The organism is Bacillus sp. FSL R5-0434 (genome assembly GCF_038004745.1).
GTDB classification, from domain to species: Bacteria; Bacillota; Bacilli; order Bacillales; family Bacillaceae; genus Bacillus; species Bacillus halotolerans.
In genome coordinates this window covers 3,052,582-3,072,752 of the sequence record NZ_JBBORV010000001.1, presented here as the reverse complement: position 1 = coordinate 3,072,752, position 20,171 = coordinate 3,052,582, and the positions used below count along the sequence as shown (strand labels likewise).

Here is a 20,171-nt window from a genome sequence, read left to right as displayed (position 1 = left end):
GCATGATCGAGAGGCTTACTGCTGTTGTAGAAGCTCAGACGCAGAGATTCAACAGAAGTATGGATCGAGTTAATGACATGATGCGGCGAATGGCTGATACCCATACTGTTGAAGTTGAAGCGGAAATCGCAAGCTTTCAAGCAAGAGTTAGACAGGCAGAACAGCAGATCGACAACTTTATTCATCGACACGAAAGAACCCGAGTCGATTTAGACGCAGACGCTGACCCCGTACAAAGGGCCGTTTCAGCGGCAAGGGCTGAGATTGCCTCGTTGCCCAACCGGGTTACAACCAATATCAACGGCGATTCATCAGATTTAACGAGGTCAGTGGCTGCAGCTCAAACTGAGACGAGATCCTTACCAAACAGAGTATGGATCTTCATAGAAGCCCGTACTGATCGCTTCGAAAACTCTATGAATCGTCTGGCGAAAATCACTAACTCTGTTTCAACCGTCATAGGTCATTCGCTTGCGGGAGCCTTCACATCCGCATTGCCAGCAATTTCTCCGGTTCTTGCCAGTATTACTGGAGCAATAGGATCACTGGGCCCGATGCTTGGTGTGGCAGCTGGTGGCGTTATGGGGCTTGGTAGTGCGTTTGCGACAGCAGGGACAGGAGCTGCTGCATTTGGGGCACTGGCGGTATCTTCACTAGGTGGTGTTTTCAAAGCTTCTGAAGACTTGAAAAAGCTTCAGGAAAAACTGGATGAAACCACTGACGCCAAAGAGCGCGCTAAAATCATGGAGAAGATCAAGGGCATTCAGCAGTCTCTTGGAAAAGAAGAGAAAAAGGCGCTTGCCACATTAGAAGATTTCAAAGCGAACTGGAAGAGCATTTCCGAATCTGTTCAGAAGCCTATCCTAAAAACGTTCACAAGCTCGCTGACAACGTTCAAAGGTGTTCTGAATAGTTTAAGACCTATGTTCAAAAGCGTGGCGAATGGCGGCGTTACACTGGCTAAAAGTATGAATGCAGCATTTAAAGATGCAGACATGAAACGTTTTATTGGTTTCATGAATAAAAATGCAGGCCAGGCTTTTGTGACGTTTGGGAAAATAGCCGGAAACGTCCTCAGAACAGTTATGAATCTGATTGTTGCTTTTGGCCCTCTTGGGAACGACATGTCGGCCAGTTTGGAAAAGGCCACGGCTTCATGGGTGAAGTGGTCAGCTAATTTAGGTTCATCTAAAAAGTTCCAAACGTTTATAGAATATGTCAAAACAAACGGTCCTAAGTTGCTGCAGATCATCGGGAACTTATCAGGCGGTCTAACAAAGTTGTTTACCGGTTTTGCCCCGATGTCTCAGGACATGATGACATCCCTTGTCAACATGACTCAGAAGTTTAATGAATGGGCCGGCAGCGTCACGAAAACAAAAGAATTCCAGTCGTTTATTGACTACATCAAAACGAACGGTCCAACTGTTTGGAGTACGATCGGAGAAATCGCCAAAACAATTATCAATTTGCTCGTTGGTATGGCGCCGTTAGGGCAATCCATCTTACAAACGGTAAACGGATTTTTAAAATTCACAAATGCAGCAATGCAAGCTAACCCTGCTATCGGGCAATTCATTGCAGTAGGCATTTCATTGCTGGGTGCATTAAGGGCGCTGGTTCCTGCGATGGCTGCTGTCAGTGCAGTAACAAATGGATTTAAAGATTTTAAAGATGCTGCTCAATACTTGCGTGGGTTCAAAGATACAGCTGCCGGAATTAAGTTGGCCGGGCTGATAACTCAATTAAAAGGAGCCACTGCAGCTATTGGTCGCTTCATTGCAAAATACACCGTTATGGCAGCTCAAGCCACAGCAAATGGTGTAAAAATGGCTGCTTCTTGGACAGCGATGAAAATATCTGCTCTTGTATCTTCCCTAAAGAGCGGCATAGTTCAAATGGGTCTGTGGATTAAAAATATGACTGTTATGGCGGCGCAGTCGATTGCACAGGCAACACGAACAGCAACAGCATGGACAATCATGAAAATAAGCTCTTTTGTAACTTCCCTTAGAGCTGGAATAGTTCAGATGGGCCTTTGGATCAAACAGATGGTTGTCATGGCTGCTCAATCTGTTGCGCAGGCAGCGAGAATGGCCGCAGCGTGGACAGCGGCTCAAATAAGCTCATTTGCATCTATGTTGGCAGCTGGAATCAAACAGATGATTGCTTTCGGAGCGCGTTTGGTTGTATTAGCGGCTCAAGCGGCGGCAAACGCGGCGAGAATGGCGGCATCTTGGGTCATTGCTATGGGTCCTATTGGATGGATCACAGCGGCTGTAGTGGGTTTGGTTGTCCTCATCATTGCGAACTGGGATAAGATCAAGGCTTATACAGTCAAAGTCTGGGGCGCTGTTTCTAAGTGGCTTTCATCTGCTTGGACAGGGATTAAGAATGCAGCGTCTAAAGTATGGTCGGCTCTCGTCACACTTTTAAAGGCAAATTTTGAGCTGCAAAAAAAGGTAATTATGACGGTTTGGAATGCTGTTAAATCATTCGCCTCAAAAGTCTGGAATGGGATTAAAAACTCAGTTACTAAAGTCTGGAACGGTTTGAAAAGCGCCGCATCTGCAGCGTTTCTCTATATGAAAAACCAGATTGCAAACAGAATCCTAGCAACTAGAGAAAAGATACTCAGTGTATGGAATGCCATAAAGAGTAAAGTGTCTTCAATATGGAATGGGTTGAAGTCAGCCGCATCTGCAGCCTTTTTGTACATGAAGAACCAAATAGCAAACCGGATTTTGGCGACACGTGAAAAAATCCTTAGCACTTGGAATGCAATTAAGAGTAAGGTTCAATCCATCTGGAACGGGATAAAAAGTGCTGCCTCTAATGCGTTCCTCTACATGAAAAATCAGATCGCAAATCGCATAATTGCGACCCGAGAAAAGATAGTGAGTATCTGGAATAGCGTGATGAAGTTTTTCAAAGGAATCAATCTGAAAACCATTGGCCGAAATATTATCCAAGGTCTGATAAATGGTATCAGCGGCATGGCGGGGGCATTAGCCAGCAAAATTAAATCGATGGCAAATGCAATCCCTAACGGCATGAAAAAACTTCTTGGAATTCATTCTCCATCAAGGGTTATGCGCGATCAGGTTGGTTATCACGTCGGCACCGGTATGGCAGCCGGTATTGATAAGTCACAGGCCAAAGTAAAAGCGGCTGCGGCGAGAGCGGCTAAAGCGGCTCAAAAAGCTGCTGAAGTGAAAGTGACCAACAAAATTAAAAACGCTGAAGTAAAATATGACACCAAGAAAATGGGCGCTGACACTTATATCAAGACGTTGCAGAAAATCCAAAAGCAAAACAAGCTGACAAGCGAGCAAAACCGGAAAATCCAACGTGAAATCTATCAAGCTGCTAAAAACGCCTCTGACAAACAGAAAAAGCTTTTGAAAGAGCAGCAACGCAAGGAAGCAAAAGCGAAGCTTGCGTATACCAAAAAGGTGTCTGATCAGATTAAACGAGCTGAGGCCAAGTACGATACAGGGAAAATCAGCGGTAACACATACGTAAAGACTCTCCAGAAGATCAGTAAGAAGAACAAACTGAATTCTGATCAGCAAATCAAGGTACAGCGTGAGATTTATCAAACTCAAAAAGCAATGGCTGATAAGGTCAGGAAGCAAAAAGAGAATGAGAGAAAAGCGGCAGATAAAATCAACAAAGGTATTCTCTCAGCCAATAACACATATCTGTCCAAATTCAAAAGCATCAATGACAAACTAACCTCAGATATAAAAGCGGCAAACGATGCCTATAAGAAGGAGCTCCAAGACCGAACAAATGCGATTTACAACGCAATCGGTCTATTTGACGATGTTTCAAGCGAGAAGGTTAACGGCTCAAAGCTGACATCAAACCTTAAAAATCAGCTGGCAAAATTAAAGCAATTTGACAGCGATATCGCAAGCATCGCAGGCAGGGCACCAAAGGCATTCGCTGATGAACTGAAAGAAATGGGAGTCGGTTCAGCAGATCAGATCAATGCAATTGCCCGCATGACTTCGTCTGAATTAGATGAGTACGTAAGACTCTGGACAGAAAAGCATAAACTCGCAAGCACACAGGCGGCTCAGGAATTGACTGGCCTGAAGAATGAGACTGCCAAGAAAATTAATGAGCTTCGATCAGCTGCCAATAAAGAATTGAGTCTTCTGAAGAGCGACTACATGAGAAAAATTGGCGAGCTTACTGTCAATGTGAAGCAGTTGGGCTCCCTTAAGAACAGCGGGAGAGCAATCGGCTATAACACGATGGCCGGCATTATTTCCGGAATGAGAAATATGAAGGGTGAGCTTGCGAAGGAAGCCAACACTATTGCCTCTACAATCGAGAAGACAATAAAGAAAAAGCTGAAGATACATTCTCCTTCCCGATTAATGAGGGATCAAGTCGGTGTGATGGTGCCAGCGGGAATTGCAGTTGGTATCCAGAACGGTATCGGAACGGTTCAGCGGGCGATGACTGCTGTCAGCGATGCCATGTATATCGAGCAGAAAGATATGAATCTTGCTTACGATACATCCATATCTAGAAGCGACCTCGGCACTGTTAGAAAAGAACTCAGTACAGATGTCAAAAACCTTGAGTTACCTGAAAGAACTATCATTGTTGAAATGGACAGCAAGAAAGTCGGTCAGGGCGTAGAGAAGCCTGTAACAGACGCGCAAAGAAGATCAAACAAAAGGAGGGTGAGGTTTAATTGATCAATTATCAGGAGATTTTGCCCAACCAGTGGAAAATCACATTCAATGGGATCGATATTTCACCCTTCTTTTATGTGAAATCAACCACTGGGCGGGGAGTAATGAGCCGAGAGGTAAATACAGCCACAATCGGGAACCGTCCAGGCGGTTTCTTTCGTGGCACAAGGCTACCGATAAGAACGATAACGATAGATGTTCTTTTTGCATTCAGCAATGAAGAGGAATTGAAGAAGAAACAAGAAGAATTGACTTTTATTTTGCATACAGAGGAGCCAAAGCCACTCATTTTCCATGATGAGCCTGACAGAACCTATTACGCAATATTTGAGAGTATATCTGAAAGCGAAGAGCAGGGCGGCTTCCAACAGGCTACATTGACCTTTATCTGCCCTGATCCTAAAAAGTATGGAGCAGCTGAAGAATCAGAACTGAATGCCGGGGTGCAGGTTTTCACAAATCCGGGTTATGCGGAGATTGAACCAAAAATCGAATGTGTTTTTAAAGAGGCAGCCACTTCATATGAGGTGGCTCTTTTAAATGGTGATGGATCTGTTTTAAAGACAATAAAAGTCGTGTATAACTTCATCGCCGGTGACACTCTCATTATTGATTCATCAAAGAGAAAAGTGACATGCAGCGGTAAATTGATCATGACTGCTCTGCAAATACAGTCTGAGTGGTTCACGCTGCCACCAAAAGTTCCAACTAAATTGAAGTTAAGCCATGCTAGCCGCATCAAATTCGATGAGGCTTATTTGTAAGGAGGTCCGTTAATGGCTGACATGTATATTCTTTCACCAGATGATCAAGTGCTGACAGTGCTGTCCAGCGACGGACAAGAAGCGTGCAGATTTTGGGATGCCAAATACAAAGAAGAGCTGAATAAAGGCTCTTCTTTTTCTTTTGTAGCTGATGCTTCCCATCCTGATGCACGCTATTTGTTTGAAGAGAATCAGGTTGTTTTTAGAGATAAAGACGGCATTCTCCGATTGTTTGTGATCAAGGAGCTTGACGATACGGACGAAAACTCAGAGGTTAATACACTCGTAACATGTGAAGCTGCCATGATGGAGCTGGCAGAAACCTTTGTGAAAGACTTCCGGCCAACTGACAAAACAGCACAATATGTTCTGGACAATGTACTCGCTCGTTCTCGGTGGGTGGCAGAGGTAAGCGCTGAACTCGGTACAAACTCCACAACTTTTTATAAGAAAACAGCTTTGGAATGTATTGCTGAAGTGATAAACATCTGGGGCGGCGAGCTTCAAGATTATATTGAGTTTGACGGAAACAAGATCACAAAGAGAATTATAAAGATATTGCCACGACGAGGAAAAGACAGCGGAAAACGCTTTGAGATAGATAAAGATACAGAGAATATCAAAAGGACAGTCATCAGCTACCCATTGACAGCTCTTTGGGGATATGGAGCCTCTATTGCCTCAACAGACGAAGACGGGGAGGAGACGGGCGGTTATTCGCGGTTTATTGACTTCTCCGAAGTAGAGTGGAAGAAATCAAAAGGCGATCCTGTCGATAAACCACTGGGGCAGGAATGGGTTGGCGATCCGGATCTATTAAAAAGGCGGGGACGCCTTAAAAACGGTGAACTGATCCACAGAGAAGGGCAATATAACAACGAAGACATCACTGATCCAGCGGAGCTTTTAAAAGCCACATACAACCACCTCATTACGACAGCATCCAAAACTGAGGTGAATTATGAGCTGTCAGTTCAATTGCTTCAAAATGTACCAGGTTACGAGCATGAGCACGTAGAGCTGGGCGATACAACAATTGCCATAGACCGAAACTTTGCTATTCCGATAGAAACGTCGCAGCGCATCATTTCCATGGAATATGACATCACAGATCCGGACAATACCTGTGTTGTGGAAATAGGGCAGTTTTTATCAGTGCTCCAAGGTGATGATCGGATTAATCAGATAGAGAGTATACTCGACAAAAACCGTGGTACTTGGGAGAGAAAGCCAGACGTCGGCGAAGTCACTGACGGCAGTTTCCCGGATACAAAACCACCGGTCCCGACAAACGTTCAAGTAAAAGCGCTATTTCAAAATATTGCTCTTACTTGGGATTATGTCCCATCCAGTTACATTGCTGCCTATGAGGTATATGCTTCACAGATTAAGGGCTTCACACCCTTAAAAGAGAATCTGATTTTCAGAGGGAAAACAGGTGGCTACGAACATTTCACAGGTGTGGATGAAGTTTGGTATTACCGTCTTCGAGCAATCAATACAAGAGGCACAGCAAGCGATTTTACAGATGAGTTTTCTGCCACTACTCAAAGAATATTAACTGATGACATATTATTTGGTGCAGTTACAGCCGAAAAGCTGGCTAACTTGGCAGTGACAGCTGATAAGTTAGCCAGGGATTTTGACGAAGGTAATATATTCCCAGGGTCTTTGCTGAAAGCGAATCAATTTTACACCTACAGCAATTCTACTCTCAGCGTTGAACAAAAGACTTTCAATGAAATGACCGTTTCGCAAGTGATTAACGGTGATACTACGGTATTCGGGGTAGCTGGCTACAGAGGTTCACCGAATAACATACAGAGAATGACTTTAGTTGAGGGGCAAGTATACACTCTATCATTTGAGGTAAAGCGAAACAACACGACTAACTTAAACTTCATTCATTTGAAAAAGGACAAAGAATTCACCTTGATAAGCGGAGCAGACCTGAACGACATATCCAGTTTTCCCTCCGATCAATTCGTGAGGGTCAATATCAAATTCACAGCGCCAGCAACCGGATCTGATTATACTATTGGAATCGGCGGCCGAAATACAAACGGAAATACAGAACCATGCAGTTTTGTTTTTCGTAAGATTCAAGTAAGAAAGGGCGAAGAAATCAAGGAATACGGTTACAGCCCTTATGACGTCATGCTCACTGATGGCGCTATATATGGAGAATATATTCAATCAGCAGCTATTGGCACAACACACATACAAAAAGCGGCCATAACGAGTGCGCAAATTGCAGAAGCAGCGATTGGTTCCGTAGCAATTCAAAACGGAGCTATTAAAAACGTCCATTTAGGCACAGCGATTATTGACACGACAAACATCAAAGATGCTGCTATTACAAACGCCAAAATAAAAGACCTGTCAGCGGATAAGATCAATGTCGGAACCCTCAAAGGTATCACGATTGAAGGGGTTGTGATTCGGGGTTCGCGTTTTGAAACAACGGGATCAACGAGCGTAAAATCATATATCGAAGCAAATAAAATCAGCCAATATAGGGAATTCAATTCTATTTATTATGAGGAATTAACTGTAACGTCAGGCAGCATAACTCAGGAATATGGCACATTATATTCTAGTGATAATAAAAAAATGGAGAAAAAGGCGGAAGTTTCAAGGGGTGCTGTCAAACTTTCAAACGGCCCTTATGGAGCAAACGTAAGAATGGAAATAGCTGCCCGTGAAGCGGCTGAGTCTGCTAACGGTTATGACGGTGCATATATCGAGTATTATCGCGATGATGTGCAAAGACTGGCTATTTATTATGATACACTCGGAACAACTGGAGCTTCGGACAAATTTAGAATTCAAGGTCAAGATATAAACTGGGAGTGGTGGCCCGGTAAATTTTATATGGAATCGAAACAAAAAAATGTCCTATATGCACAAGACCGTTCCATTATTTTTTCAAAAAATAAACATTGGAACCGGATTAATCTTGGGCCATTTTTTGAACACACAGGCGGGCAATGGGGTTATGCTGATTGGAGATACAATGAATATGGGTTCGTTGAACTTCGAGGAGAAATAAAAGGAACTACTTACACGGGCGACTTGAATATCGGAGGAGTACCTACACCAGATAAGAACGGCGCTTGGGTTTGCTCTAATGGTCGAAGTTTCCTGCGCGTGCAAGTGAATGGAGCCGATCAGACGCCGGGAGATACATTCGGGACATTGAAAGTTTTAGGATATAAATCAGGAGCGATAAATCTTAATGGCATTATGTATATGCCTAAGCCTCAATATGCTAACGGAACAGGTATGCCTATAGGAACATATTAAAAAGGAGGAGTTAGATTGGAAGAATCAAGATTGATGAAATATGTGATTGATGGGAATGGATATATCGTAAGGAGTTATAATCCTGATGACCCTAACATTCCTGATAATGTTGTAGACGCATGGGAAGGTTCAGGATTTTTTAAACCAAGATACGATAGAGAGCGGGGACAATGGGTGGAAGGTGCTACCCAGGAGGAAATTGACGAGATTTTGAAAGGAATAAACCCAATAGATGAACCTGCCTCAGAAGTCGAACAAATGAAGGAGCAAATATTGGATCTTCAACGTGTGTGCAATGTCTTAATGGCGAATCAATCGTAATACACGGAGGGAAGCCCTATGGAAAGTCAAAGTGCACTATACGGGTTTTTTGAGGATTGTTGGAAGAACGGAACTGTTCTGACCGTTGAACTAAAAGCGAATGTTCAAAAGAAACGCATTACACAAGATGAATTTGATGCAATAACAGCTCTTGAGCGCGGAAACGCTTTTCCTGATCAAACAGAATAGGAGAATACTTACATGGAACAATCAAATAATCTGGAGTTAGAAACAAAAGTTGAGTTGTTTGAAATGAAAGCAGCAACTTATCAGCAAAAATGGCTTAAAGCCGAAGATACTTTGATGACATACAGTTATATGTCGAAGAAAGACAAAGAGCTTCTAAAGCAAAAAGATGAAGAAATCCAGCATCTGAAGGAACATATTGAGAAGTTAGAAAAGAACCTGAACAACTTGAAAGGGCCTGTAAAACTAAATCACAAGAAAAAATAAGCGGCGGAGAAGCGGCTTTTTTATTTTGCCTCAAAGGAGGTGAAATCGCATGAAATAGATAAAAGGGGGGCGTACTAATGTCACAATTGACGGAGGTACCGGAAGTGAATTCACTACAAAAAGAGATGGCAGAGTTCAAACTAGAACAAAAATCGCTTGAAAGACGGGTAAGCTCGCTTGAACGATCCTCAGATAGGCAAGACCAGCAAATCATGTCACTTAATGAAAAGCTCAACAAAATTGAAGAGAACACAACTTGGATCAAGCGCACCATAACGGGTGCAATTATCACAGCGATTTCCACCGGAGTTATAGGGGGATTAATCGCTATTTTTTATAACGTGTTGCAACATTAAGGAGGAAAATAACATATGGAAAACTTTGACAAAGGCACAGTTGTTCGGACTGCGCTTCTTTTAATTGCGCTTATCAACCAAACAATGCTGATGTTTGGTAAATCACCCTTGGATATTACTGATGCACAAGTGAACCAACTGGCGGATGCGCTATACACTGCCGGCTCTCTTCTCTTCACAATCGGCACAACACTTGCTGCGTGGTTCAAAAACAACTACGTGACAGCAAAAGGACACAAGCAAAAAGCCGTCCTGAAAAATCACGATCTAACCAAATAAGCTGCCAGCTGGCGGCTCTTTCTATTTAAAAAACAGAATAGGAGAGATTTTCATGACAATTGCAGTGAAAAAGAACCTTGTATCAGAAGCAAAATACGCTTTGAAATGCCCGAATTACTTGGATGCTGAATACATCACCATTCATAATACTTACAATGATGCGTCAGCTGCTAACGAGGTCAGCTACATGACCGGAAACACCAGTTCAACGAGTTTTCACTTTGCAGTTGATGACAAAGAGGTTATTCAAGGACTGCCGTTAAATCGCAATGCATGGCACACTGGAGACGGCACAAACGGTCCTGGGAACCGTAAGTCTATCGGCGTTGAAATCTGCTACAGCAAGTCAGGAGGCGCACGATATAGGGCTGCTGAAAAGTTGGCTATCAAGTTTGTGGCGCAGCTGCTTAAAGAACGCGGCTGGGGGATTGATCGTGTGCGGAAGCATCAAGATTGGAGCGGAAAGTATTGCCCGCACCGTATTTTGTCAGAGGGAAGATGGGACGAGGTTAAATCTGCCATTGAAGCAGAATTGAAGGCGCTGGGAGGAAAGACAATTTCTAAACCGTCATCATCTGCGCCTAAAGCTTCTGGGGGCACTTACACAGTCAAAAAAGGCGATACTCTTTCCGCAATTGCAAAAGAGCACGGGGTGAGTGTGGTGCCCCTGCAAAGCTTGAACGGTATCAAAAACCCGAACTTGATCAAGGTCGGCCAAGTATTAAAGCTCACAGGCTCAAGCACTTCGAGCCCTAAACCAAGCAGCAAAAAAACGTCATATGCGCTGCCCTCTGGTGTCATTAGAGTAACAAGCCCTATGCGAAAAGGGGATGACGTAAGGCGGATTCAAAATGCTCTGGCGTCTCTTTATTTCTACCCGGACAAAGGGGCGAATAATAACGGCATTGACGGCGTGTATGGTCCAAAAACAGCAAATGCAGTCAAACGTTTTCAGTCAGTAAGCGGTCTGACTGCTGACGGCATTTATGGACCGAAAACGAAAGCGAAAATTGAAGAGAAATTGAAGTGAAAAAGAAAATCCCTTCCTTCTAGGAGGGGATTTTTTAACTATTGCTTTTCGAGCGTAAGAGGAATCTTCCTGCCAAGTCAATCAGAATATAAACGACAAAGAAAATGATAATCCAACTGATAAAATCAGCCCATATGTTGTTCAAGTTTAACATACCAGCCTTATCTAATCCTGATTGAATCAGCATTGACACTAACGTCGCAATAAAGACATATACAAACCATGTTTTCAATATTGATCACTCCTAGATGTTATCCGATAAATTTACATACATACTTTGTAACGTCGTTATAATCCTCATATCTTTTACAGAACTCATATCCACCCATATCTAATAGTTTTTTGCCTAACCAAGCTAAGCCAGCACCAGCAAGAACTTTCACAGCCCACCAAATAATAGGAGCAATTGTTGGGTTATTTTTCATTTCTTTTATTGCGCTTACTTGTTGATCATATGTTTCTTTAGCTTGATCAGGTGACAACGATTCTAAATAATTTTTCATTTGGACAGCATCAGCCAATTTGATTCCGGATGCAATAGCTTTTTCAACATCGAAACTGTACTTACTTGTCTCTTTGTCAAATGTAGACGCTTCATAAAAAGCTAATGCCAACTGTTCAGCTGCTTTTTTATCTTGATAATCATTATTTGCCTGTGCAGCTTGAGCTTGTGGAGTGCCAAAGATAGATGCAAAACCCAAAGCTAAAACCAACCCCAAAACAATCGCAAACTTAGTCTTAAAACTTCCGATTACACTATTCATTTTTGGTTCTCCTTCCCTTTAAATTTGAAGCAATTAGAGTCTAACATTTCATAACATAATTTTCCATAGTTATAATAAAGTTGGTAGTAAGGTATCATGAACATAAAGTGAAAGGACTTCTAAAGTTGTGTTCTTATGAACTCAAAATTGACATATTGACTATTGGGAAATTGCTGGGGTCTATAAAAAGCCCTATTACCTGAGTAGGACTTTAATTAAACCATAGTTTCATTTCTTATCCTAAAAAATTAAAGCAAGGGAATTTTTTTGCAATATCTATTGACGGTTGTAAATAGATATTGTATAATTAAAGTATAGAAAGGAGGTGCTGAAGTGGACGAGGTGAGAAACTGGATTCTTGCTATCGCTGGTATCGTGACCATCATAAAACACATCTACGACATATGGCAGAAGGAAAGCGAAAAGCATAGCAAGAAAAAGAAAAAGCGCTCCCGCCGGGTAAGCAAGAAGCGCTGATACACAGTGAGCAAAGGGGAGAAATCCCCTTGCTCATACCATTATATCACGTCCACGATAATATGAAAAAATATTTTAAGCAGTACAGCACAGGAGATTTTGCCGTTTTGCTCATTTTGGTTACTGGGATCGTTGCAATTGATCTGACCGATGAGGGTATGTCTGGAAAGATTGCGCATACTGTATTGATGATAGCCGTTGTTGTTACCTTGTTAAAAGGATTCTTTATGATGTGGAGAGAGAGTCGACATGAAAGAAAGCGAAAAAATTAAGTTTATCCAGGAAGAAGTTTTGACTGCAGCGGAAGCGGGGGAGCTGCTTGGAATCACTCGGCAGCGTTTAAGTACCCTTGTGACTTCTGGAAAGCTCAAACCGGTTAAAAAGGTTGGGACAGTCGCACTGTTTTTGCTTGGACATGTACAAGCCCTAAAAAAAGAATTAGAAGCCGGCCGGAAGAAGTACCGGCCGTACGATGAATAACCCTTCGATTGTTTTAGGGGTTATTTTTTTGTATATTAATCAGAATACGAAAATTCAAACAATGGTGTATAATGAAATGTATAGAAAAATTCGGTAGTAGATTAAAATATTCGGGGGTTAAGGCGTTGTCTCAATATAAAGTTGAAATAAATAGATTAAAAACATTGGGGGTGCTGGATGCACCCGAGAACACAGAGTGGATTGCATATATTGATGAGTCAGGGTGTGCTGGAATAAATTTCGATAAAGGATCAAGCAAGTATCTTGCCTATGGCATTGTATTAATAAAAAAGAGTTATCGAGCACAAGCCAGAAAAATAATTAATAATGCAAGAACTCAATTCAATCTACCATTTAAGAAAATTAAAGAGTTGAAATTCCAAAAATGTCGTCCAAATCAAAGAAAGTTTATTTTGAATGAACTGGTTAATGATCCTAATATAAAGATAGGGTATTTGCTATATAGAAAACATGTAATATTGGATCACACACAGCTATATAAAGATATGGACGCTCGATATAATTTTCCTTTAAAACTTATATTGCAAGCGATAAACAGAGAACTAGGTAATAAAAGGAACTTGGAAATTGTAATTGATGGGAGAGATATTGTAAGAAATAAAGCGGTTGAAGAGTATATGAAATCGAGGCGATATACAGCGGAAGATAGCATGTATTTTACTGCCTTAACTTTTGGAGACTCGACTGCAGAAAGAATGTTACAGTTGTCAGATTTCGTTGCTGGTGCAATTTATCAAAAATACGAAAATAAAAAAAGTGAATATTGGGATATAATATCTAAATCGTGTTTTATGAAGCATAACTTTCCATTCGGAAAACAAAAAAAATCAGCTGTGCGCAAAATTAATTAATACATTGACAAAAATATATACATAATGTATAGTGGGTTTAGGTCAGCTGGATCACCACTCGGTATCTAAGATGCCCCGCCATTAACGGCAGAGTGCCCAGGGCCTTAACCTTTGAATTTACAACCCCTTAACGTTGAGTTGAGGGGTTTTTGTTTTGTTTAAACTCAATCGGATAAAGTTTTTACATCTATAAGTGTGTAAAATGCAATAATGTTTGTATCTCCTTTTAAATCCTTCATATGAAGCCTCTGTTTTACTTCATCTATGTAATGAACATGTCCTGTTACTTCTTCAATAAAACCATTTCTGTACACACTGATTACCAGAACTGAGTTGAATTCCATAGCCTCACAAATTGTGCGTGCCATTTCCTCCAGCTGGTATTCATCAAGAATGGGTTTGTCGATTTTCTGAACTTCTCTCTTCCTATTTAACAGTGCAGCCCTTTGCTCAGGCAAAATGAACTTTTGTTCCCATCTCTTGTCGTAAATTCCTTCATTCATTCCGATCATCTCCTTGAACAAATTATATGCGAACAAACGTTCTTTTATCAACAGAGAAAATAATGGAATATCAGGAGCTATATTTGAAGTCTGATTTAGTTAAAGAAGAACGTTATAATGCCTTTTGGGGACAGATGGGGACGAATTGGGGACCAACTTCCTCATTTTTAATCAAAAAAGAACATTTTTCATCAGAAGCTTATGTAAGAAAACCCTATAAAATAGGGTTTTAAAATAAAACGTCTGTTCGTGTCAGAAACATATCTCCACACTGGCAGCGTAGAGGTCAGGGGTTCGAGCCCCCTTGGCTCCATACCTGTAAACCCTTATTCTATAAGGGTTTTTTTGTTTTTAATAGATAGGATTCATTCGCTGAACCCTTCTGTTGATCCGAAATCATATGTCCTCAGGAGCATTTCATAAACCAATGATAAAGTCAGATATTCCTTCGTTAGGCTCCTGCGTTTGAAAAATGACATATAACAAACTAATCAAGTAAAGTAGTTCAGGCTATAAATCATGAATTTTCCAATACACCACTTTGTTCTTCAAAGACCGTCATGTCTTCCAAAGGGGGTGAGTAAACATGAAGAGACACCATTCGTTCGGAAGTCGGATTGGACATTTTGTGAATTAAACTTTTGGTTGATATAAGACATTCTCCTTTGTGGACAAAATATGAATTGGAGAGTTCTGCATGATCGCCGGTTGAGCGATAAATAGAATTGAGAAGTTTTCCTTCTAACACCATTGCACAACCAATGGATTGACCATGATCGTGGACTGCTGTCTCCTTGTTTGGGGGAATGTTAATCACGATAATTTCTAATTCATTGTTTCTATAGATGGCATTTCGGCCGTAAGCGTACTGGTCTGGTTCCTTTATATATGGTTGACTCAATTCTGCCGCGTTTGGAATTTGTTTTAAAGAAGCTGCCAAATCTTTAACCGATGGATTTTTCAAGCCGCCAAAAATTTCTTCGATACACTTATACAGTTCCATTCGTTTTTACCTCCCGGATCATTTAAAATTGCCTAGCATTGGTATTTCGCAGATTAGTTCATGATATTTACCCATAGACAATTTAGAGGCGGCAAACGCCTAGTGAACACAAAAAAATGTGCGGTCAACATGTTGTTCTTATCACCAACTTATTCGGGTTGATTAGTTTGGATTTTGATGAAAACAGTGAATTGAAAGGTGCCGTCATTACCCAAGCGAAGACCGATAGGATTAATTTTAAAACGGCCTGCTTTAAATCGCTTGAGGGAGCAGGCAGGGACTCATAAGTCACGATATCGGGCAAAAGCCGTTTAGGTGTTTGATTTGTGCTTGAAATTTGCGCCATTGACAAAACACAATCGGTTTGGAATAATGTTTGAGTATATGCTCATTTTTTCACATATTATCATAAAATAATATCATTTCCCATGATGGGGAGAGAATCCGAATGAAAGCTAATGGCATGCAAAATCTATTAGCTTCTTTTGCTTTTAAAAAATGATGTGTTTCGTATGTATTCATATAGGAAGGAATGACAACATGAAGACAAAACACTATTGGGTGATTTCTTTGCTCGCTGTTTTAGCGGTCGGGCCGGGATTGATGTCTAACACGGCATTGTCGTCAGTTCAAGGCCTTGTTCAGAAGACGGTTGGAACAAGTGACTTCACATCAGTAAATCCAATATTGATCGGCAATATGGCCTTCGCTTTATTAGTTCCGGCAGGACCGCTGCTAAGGAAAAAATTCGGTGCCCGTCCGATCTATCTGGCTTCATTACCCGTTTTTATACTTGGCTCACTGCTCTTCGCATTTTCAAGCGATATTGCCTGGATGGCGGCAGGACGCTTTTTACAGGGAGCGGCTACAGGTGTCATGCTGATGATTATGATTCCGATGCTAGTCCTGTCATTTCCGATTGACCGGCGGAATTACGCACTACTGGTGCTTATCGGCGGGTTCTATGGCTCTGTTATTATCGGTTCGATTTTAGGAACGATCGCGTTGAGCTACGGCCACTGGAGATGGCTGTTTTTTACCTTTGGCACATTGTCTTTGATCGGCGTCGCAGTGAGTTATTTCTTTCTCAATGATGAGCATCATGGGGGATCAGAAAAGGAACAGTCATCACTCGACAGAGCAGGGATCATTTTATCTGTATGCGTGGCCGCAGCCTCAGCGTTTACATTCATTTTTCTGCAAAAATGGGGCTTTTCATCAGGTTATGTACGGGCTGGTTTTGGGGTTGCTTTATGTTTGCTCCTCATTCTGTTATTTGTAGAATATAAGGTGAAAAACCCTTTCATCTCTATTAAACAGATGCTGCTGCCTAAACCTGTGCTCGGTTTATTTATCATAGCGGCAGGAACGATTACGGTAGCTGTCAGTCTGGCAGCTTTTCAAGGCTTGCTTCGTCAAATGTATGATATATCCCGAGATCATCTCATTCTTTTAAATATGACTCTATTGATTGGAGTGGCCATCGCAGCTATTGCGAGTGCTCTGTTATATGATAAAGTCGGACCAGGGATGCTGGGGATTATAGGTTCTCTCATTCTCGTTTTTGTGAATTTTCAATGGCTTCATATGCAATATCAATCGTCTCTCTATGTGTTTGCGGCGCTGTTCATCATGCTGGCAGCAGGAACCGGCCTGACGGTCGCAGCAGGACTAATGGGAGCCGCTATGGGCGGCCCGCTTCCTGATCTGGTCAAAAGAATGACAGCTGTTCAGTTTTTAAGATTGTTTGTCTATATGGGTGTACCTATCCTGATCGGCTATTTCACGAAAAAGGATGCTGCCAGACAAAACGGATCGATGCAGGATTCTATGATGACTGCCTATCATGATCTGTTTTTGATTTCTTTTATCCTGAGCGTGCTGCTCGTTTGTTTATCGTTTTGTATGAACGCCACCGGAATGGGGCACAAGCTGGCTCATAAGCCTCATGATAAAGGAAAATCCGCTCCGGAAAAACCGACTGTTTCTGCACATGGACTGACAAAGGCTGCCGTAAAATCTCATAAAGTCATACATGATCAAGAATATCGTGATGCGCTCAGACATTTTAAACAGCACAGTCTTACAAAAATAGATACATGATCACTGCCTTTCCCTTGATGGGAAAGGCTTTTTGTGTGTTCTCTCTCAAACTTTATCCCTAAAGAATTGAAAAATATTAGAAGTACAAGTAAAATTCTTAAAGGTAGATTCTTTTACACTCGTAATCTTTTAAATCGAAGGAAGGTTTTCATGGCCCGTAAAAAACTGAAAAAACGTAGACTCTTCATCTCTCTATTTTTCGTTGTATCGATTCCGCTAGCCTTGTTTGTTTTAGCGACAACTCTTTCAAAGCCAATTGAAACATCCAAAGAACCTGAAGAAATTGATGAACAGCAAGTATTTATTGACAGCCTTTCCGGACATGCTCAAATTTTATATGAAAAATATCATGTCCTTCCCAGCATAACGATAGCTCAGGCCATACTCGAATCTGACTGGGGAAACAGCGAGCTTGCCTCTAAAGCCAACAACCTGTTTGGCGTAAAAGGAAATTATAAAGGACATCACGTCACCATGGATACAGATGAATTTGAAAAAGGAAAAAGAAAAACGATTCGCGCGAAATTCCGCAAATACAGCACGTTTTTTGAATCAATGGATGATCACGCCAAATTATTTGTCCAAGGCACATCGTGGAATAAAAAGAAGTATAAGCCGGTGCTTGAAGCTGAGGATTATAAAGAAGCAGCAGGCGCTCTTCAAACATCAGGCTATGCCACAGACCCGGAATATGCTGACAAAATCAGCGCCATTGTGGAAAAGTACGATTTAGATGAATACGATGAGGTGAATCCATCTCTGAAAGCTGTGGATTTAAAAGGCTCCATCAAAGACAGCGCCGTTCAAGATGTATGGTCTAAGCCTTCTACTGATGATCAATCCATTAAGCTGACCTCTGCGCAATCTTACGTTGGCAAGGATATAAAGGTTGTATCTAAAAAACAGAAAGGCCAGTCCGTATGGTACCAATTCCAAGTCAATAATAAACTGGTCGGCTGGATTGATGACTCAGCTGTTGAAATAAAGGAAGCAACCTGAGCCGTTTTTCCTGGTATTTTTATTTTTTTGTTCCATTCAGGGGAATTTGAGGTATAATATTCCACGGAAGTTATCACTTAATAACTATGCTTCAGGAGGGAACAAAGGTGCAGAAATATAGACGGAGAAACACGGTTGCCTTTACTGTATTAGCTTATTTCACTTTTTTTGCGGGAGTATTTTTGTTTTGTATCGGACTCTATAACGCTGATAATCTCGAACTCAATGAAAAAGGCTACTACATTGCAGTGATGATCCTTGTAGCGGTCGGCGCGATCCTTACACAAAAAGTGACGCGTGATAACGCAGAAGATAATGATATCATCGCGGAGCAGGAAAAAAGACAAAGTCAATCTCATATTGAATCATAAAAAATCCGGCATGTAATATGCCGGATTTTTTACATTACCCAGTAAACACCTCACCGTCAGGGTAACGAATATTTGATTTTTCTGTTTTAGCAAATGAAAAAACAAACGTCAACGGTCCGATTCTTCCGATGAACATAATCGCAATAATGATACATTTCCCCGCTGTTGTCAGTTCGGGTGTCAGCCCCATTGTCAGTCCGACCGTTCCGAAAGCTGAAAAAGTTTCAAAAACAACCTGTATAAACGGCGCTTGTTCTGTAATGGTTAAGGCGAAAATTCCTATAAAGACGATGAACAAACTGATAACACTGACTGCTAAGGCCTTAATAATGATCGGATATTTTATGGTCCGGCGGAAAATAACAGTTTCTTTATGCCCTCTTAAATAAGCGATGACAGACATCAAAATCACAAGAAAAGTAGTCAGCTTAATACCGCTCGCCGTTGAAGCGCTGCCCGCTCCGATAAACATCAACAGCAGGACAAATACAATGGTGCCTTCTCTCATGCTGCCAAAATCCACAGAGTTGAAGCCCGCGGTTCTCGGCGTCGCTGCCTGAAAATACGAAGCCCACAGTTTATCTGGAAAATGCAAGGAACCTAGCGTGCCGGGGTTGCTGTACTCTAAAATAAAGATAATCAGTGTGGCAGCAATATTCAAAACGAACGTTCCCGCTAGCATCAGTTTTGTATGTAATGAAAAGGCTTTGAAACGCCGATTTTTCAGGATGTCAAAAAGCACCGTAAACCCGATGCCCCCTGTGATAAATAAGATAGTAATGACAAGATTGACTGCAGGATCACCAACGTATCTCATTAAATTATCCGGCCATAAAGAAAAACCGGCATTGTTAAAAGCCGATATTGCATGAAACACGCTGGCAAACAATCCGGATGCCCAGCCATACTGGGGCACAAGCCGGATGGATAAGATCAGGGCGGCGATCAATTCGATACTGATTGAAAATAGAAACAGGACTTTGACAAGGCCTATCACGCCCCCGATTGTCGGCTGGTTTAAGGCTTCCCGGACCAGCATTCGTTCTTTCAATCCGATTTTTTTTCCTAAAATCATGACGATCAAAACAGCAAATGTCATAAAGCCAAGCCCGCCGACTTGAATCAGACCCATGATGACAGTTTGCCCGAACACCGTAAATTCTGTCCCAGTGTCAACAACTGCAAGCCCGGTAACAGTTGTAGCAGAAGCCGCTGTAAAAAGGGCATCTATCCATGACAACGGCTTCGCAGTAGAAATCGGGAGCTTTAACAAAAGAGAGCCAATAATAATAGTAAGAAAAAAACCAATCGCGAGCACTTGCGGGGGAGAAAAACGAACCCACTTGATTACAGTTTCCTTATGAAGTCCCACCTT

At 41.7% G+C, this 20,171-nt stretch carries 21 protein-coding genes; 17 read left to right on the top strand and 4 right to left on the bottom strand.

What is annotated here, in order from left to right; translation table 11 throughout:
- The first annotated feature begins 2 nt into the window (after positions 1-2).
- The 9 genes from NYE43_RS16005 to NYE43_RS15965 all read left to right on the top strand — a co-directional run bounded on the left by NYE43_RS16005 (position 3) and on the right by NYE43_RS15965 (position 11,224).
- The gene (locus NYE43_RS16005) at positions 3-4,718 is read left to right on the top strand and encodes a hypothetical protein (protein ID WP_341062217.1); all 4,716 of its coding nucleotides are present in this window, start codon (positions 3-5) and stop codon (positions 4,716-4,718) included.
- Positions 4,715-5,479 carry a distal tail protein Dit gene (locus NYE43_RS16000; protein ID WP_341062216.1) on the top strand — a complete coding sequence of 255 codons (765 nt, stop codon included), beginning with the start codon at positions 4,715-4,717 and terminating at the stop codon, positions 5,477-5,479. Before NYE43_RS16005 ends, NYE43_RS16000 begins: the two co-directional genes overlap by 4 nt.
- A gap of 12 nt (positions 5,480-5,491) precedes the next feature.
- On the top strand, positions 5,492-8,785 hold the full coding sequence (locus NYE43_RS15995) for a phage tail spike protein (RefSeq protein ID WP_341062215.1): 3,294 nt from the start codon (positions 5,492-5,494) through the stop codon (positions 8,783-8,785).
- 15 nt (positions 8,786-8,800) lie between these two features.
- A complete protein-coding gene (locus NYE43_RS15990) occupies positions 8,801-9,106 on the top strand; it encodes a hypothetical protein (RefSeq protein ID WP_341062214.1) in 306 nt (101 codons plus the stop codon).
- Positions 9,107-9,124: 18 nt separating this feature from the next.
- Positions 9,125-9,295: an XkdX family protein gene (locus tag NYE43_RS15985; RefSeq protein WP_341062213.1), complete on the top strand. Its 171-nt coding sequence runs from the start codon at positions 9,125-9,127 to the stop codon at positions 9,293-9,295.
- A 12-nt stretch (positions 9,296-9,307) separates the two neighbouring features.
- Positions 9,308-9,559, top strand: coding sequence for a hypothetical protein (locus tag NYE43_RS15980; protein WP_341062212.1), 252 nt, complete (start codon positions 9,308-9,310; stop codon positions 9,557-9,559).
- A gap of 77 nt (positions 9,560-9,636) precedes the next feature.
- Positions 9,637-9,915, top strand: coding sequence for a hemolysin XhlA family protein (locus NYE43_RS15975; RefSeq protein ID WP_101864208.1), 279 nt, complete (start codon positions 9,637-9,639; stop codon positions 9,913-9,915).
- 15 nt (positions 9,916-9,930) lie between these two features.
- Positions 9,931-10,194, top strand: a complete 264-nt coding sequence (locus tag NYE43_RS15970; RefSeq protein WP_326230641.1) for a phage holin — start codon at positions 9,931-9,933, stop codon at positions 10,192-10,194.
- A gap of 52 nt (positions 10,195-10,246) precedes the next feature.
- Complete coding sequence (locus NYE43_RS15965; RefSeq protein ID WP_326230642.1) at positions 10,247-11,224, top strand: N-acetylmuramoyl-L-alanine amidase; 978 nt, start codon at positions 10,247-10,249, stop codon at positions 11,222-11,224.
- Positions 11,225-11,475: 251 nt separating this feature from the next.
- Here NYE43_RS15965 and NYE43_RS15960 read toward each other — a convergent pair whose 3' ends face one another.
- Positions 11,476-11,988: a hypothetical protein gene (locus NYE43_RS15960; protein ID WP_268498287.1), complete on the bottom strand. Its 513-nt coding sequence runs from the start codon at positions 11,986-11,988 to the stop codon at positions 11,476-11,478.
- 333 nt (positions 11,989-12,321) lie between these two features.
- Here NYE43_RS15960 and NYE43_RS15955 point away from each other — a divergent pair, with 333 nt between their 5' ends.
- The 4 genes from NYE43_RS15955 (at position 12,322) to NYE43_RS15940 (ending at position 13,817) form a co-directional block, all read left to right on the top strand.
- Complete coding sequence (locus tag NYE43_RS15955; protein WP_010329784.1) at positions 12,322-12,465, top strand: hypothetical protein; 144 nt, start codon at positions 12,322-12,324, stop codon at positions 12,463-12,465.
- Positions 12,466-12,494: 29 nt separating this feature from the next.
- The gene (locus tag NYE43_RS15950; protein WP_268450227.1) at positions 12,495-12,737 is read left to right on the top strand and encodes a hypothetical protein; all 243 of its coding nucleotides are present in this window, start codon (positions 12,495-12,497) and stop codon (positions 12,735-12,737) included.
- Positions 12,715-12,945 (top strand): helix-turn-helix domain-containing protein, encoded by a 231-nt coding sequence (locus NYE43_RS15945; protein WP_015382966.1) that lies wholly within the window; start codon positions 12,715-12,717, stop codon positions 12,943-12,945. The genes NYE43_RS15950 and NYE43_RS15945 overlap by 23 nt, the downstream gene beginning before the upstream one ends.
- A gap of 125 nt (positions 12,946-13,070) precedes the next feature.
- On the top strand, positions 13,071-13,817 hold the full coding sequence (locus NYE43_RS15940) for a DUF3800 domain-containing protein (protein ID WP_326230644.1): 747 nt from the start codon (positions 13,071-13,073) through the stop codon (positions 13,815-13,817).
- 164 nt (positions 13,818-13,981) lie between these two features.
- On the opposite strand, the gene NYE43_RS15935 is transcribed toward NYE43_RS15940, so the two are convergent.
- On the bottom strand, positions 13,982-14,320 hold the full coding sequence (locus NYE43_RS15935; RefSeq protein ID WP_326230645.1) for a YolD-like family protein: 339 nt from the start codon (positions 14,318-14,320) through the stop codon (positions 13,982-13,984).
- An 83-nt stretch (positions 14,321-14,403) separates the two neighbouring features.
- Between NYE43_RS15935 and NYE43_RS15930 the strand changes: the two genes are divergently transcribed.
- A complete protein-coding gene (locus tag NYE43_RS15930; RefSeq protein ID WP_326230646.1) occupies positions 14,404-14,553 on the top strand; it encodes a hypothetical protein in 150 nt (49 codons plus the stop codon).
- Between the two features lie 284 nt (positions 14,554-14,837).
- Here the strand turns inward: NYE43_RS15930 and NYE43_RS15925 are convergent, their stop codons facing one another.
- Positions 14,838-15,323 carry a cysteine dioxygenase gene (locus tag NYE43_RS15925; RefSeq protein ID WP_103672556.1) on the bottom strand — a complete coding sequence of 162 codons (486 nt, stop codon included), beginning with the start codon at positions 15,321-15,323 and terminating at the stop codon, positions 14,838-14,840.
- A gap of 540 nt (positions 15,324-15,863) precedes the next feature.
- On the opposite strand from NYE43_RS15925, the gene NYE43_RS15920 reads away from it, so the two are divergent.
- The 3 genes from NYE43_RS15920 to NYE43_RS15910 all read left to right on the top strand — a co-directional run bounded on the left by NYE43_RS15920 (position 15,864) and on the right by NYE43_RS15910 (position 18,796).
- Entirely contained in the window at positions 15,864-17,426 is a 1,563-nt protein-coding gene (locus tag NYE43_RS15920) for an MFS transporter (protein WP_341062211.1), read from the top strand.
- Between the two features lie 150 nt (positions 17,427-17,576).
- Positions 17,577-18,425: a glucosaminidase domain-containing protein gene (locus NYE43_RS15915; protein WP_024122621.1), complete on the top strand. Its 849-nt coding sequence runs from the start codon at positions 17,577-17,579 to the stop codon at positions 18,423-18,425.
- Between the two features lie 107 nt (positions 18,426-18,532).
- Positions 18,533-18,796: a YiaA/YiaB family inner membrane protein gene (locus NYE43_RS15910; protein ID WP_024122620.1), complete on the top strand. Its 264-nt coding sequence runs from the start codon at positions 18,533-18,535 to the stop codon at positions 18,794-18,796.
- 34 nt (positions 18,797-18,830) lie between these two features.
- Here NYE43_RS15910 and NYE43_RS15905 read toward each other — a convergent pair whose 3' ends face one another.
- Positions 18,831-20,168, bottom strand: coding sequence for a TrkH family potassium uptake protein (locus NYE43_RS15905; protein ID WP_216393810.1), 1,338 nt, complete (start codon positions 20,166-20,168; stop codon positions 18,831-18,833).
- Positions 20,169-20,171: the final 3 nt, after the last annotated feature.

Excerpts from the sequence above, each read along its gene's own strand:
- NYE43_RS16005 (WP_341062217.1), top strand. The coding sequence starts at position 3 with ATGATCGAGAGGCTTACTGCTGTTGTAGAAGCTCAGACGCAGAGATTC.
- NYE43_RS15960 (WP_268498287.1), bottom strand. The coding sequence starts at position 11,988 with ATGAATAGTGTAATCGGAAGTTTTAAGACTAAGTTTGCGATTGTTTTG.
- NYE43_RS15935 (WP_326230645.1), bottom strand. The coding sequence starts at position 14,320 with ATGAATGAAGGAATTTACGACAAGAGATGGGAACAAAAGTTCATTTTG.
- NYE43_RS15980 (WP_341062212.1), top strand. The coding sequence starts at position 9,308 with ATGGAACAATCAAATAATCTGGAGTTAGAAACAAAAGTTGAGTTGTTT.
- NYE43_RS15975 (WP_101864208.1), top strand. The coding sequence starts at position 9,637 with ATGTCACAATTGACGGAGGTACCGGAAGTGAATTCACTACAAAAAGAG.
- NYE43_RS15965 (WP_326230642.1), top strand. The coding sequence starts at position 10,247 with ATGACAATTGCAGTGAAAAAGAACCTTGTATCAGAAGCAAAATACGCT.
- NYE43_RS15915 (WP_024122621.1), top strand. The coding sequence starts at position 17,577 with ATGGCCCGTAAAAAACTGAAAAAACGTAGACTCTTCATCTCTCTATTT.
- NYE43_RS15970 (WP_326230641.1), top strand. The coding sequence starts at position 9,931 with ATGGAAAACTTTGACAAAGGCACAGTTGTTCGGACTGCGCTTCTTTTA.
- NYE43_RS15985 (WP_341062213.1), top strand. The coding sequence starts at position 9,125 with ATGGAAAGTCAAAGTGCACTATACGGGTTTTTTGAGGATTGTTGGAAG.
- NYE43_RS15945 (WP_015382966.1), top strand. The coding sequence starts at position 12,715 with ATGAAAGAAAGCGAAAAAATTAAGTTTATCCAGGAAGAAGTTTTGACT.
- NYE43_RS15995 (WP_341062215.1), top strand. The coding sequence starts at position 5,492 with ATGGCTGACATGTATATTCTTTCACCAGATGATCAAGTGCTGACAGTG.
- NYE43_RS15925 (WP_103672556.1), bottom strand. The coding sequence starts at position 15,323 with ATGGAACTGTATAAGTGTATCGAAGAAATTTTTGGCGGCTTGAAAAAT.
- NYE43_RS15920 (WP_341062211.1), top strand. The coding sequence starts at position 15,864 with ATGAAGACAAAACACTATTGGGTGATTTCTTTGCTCGCTGTTTTAGCG.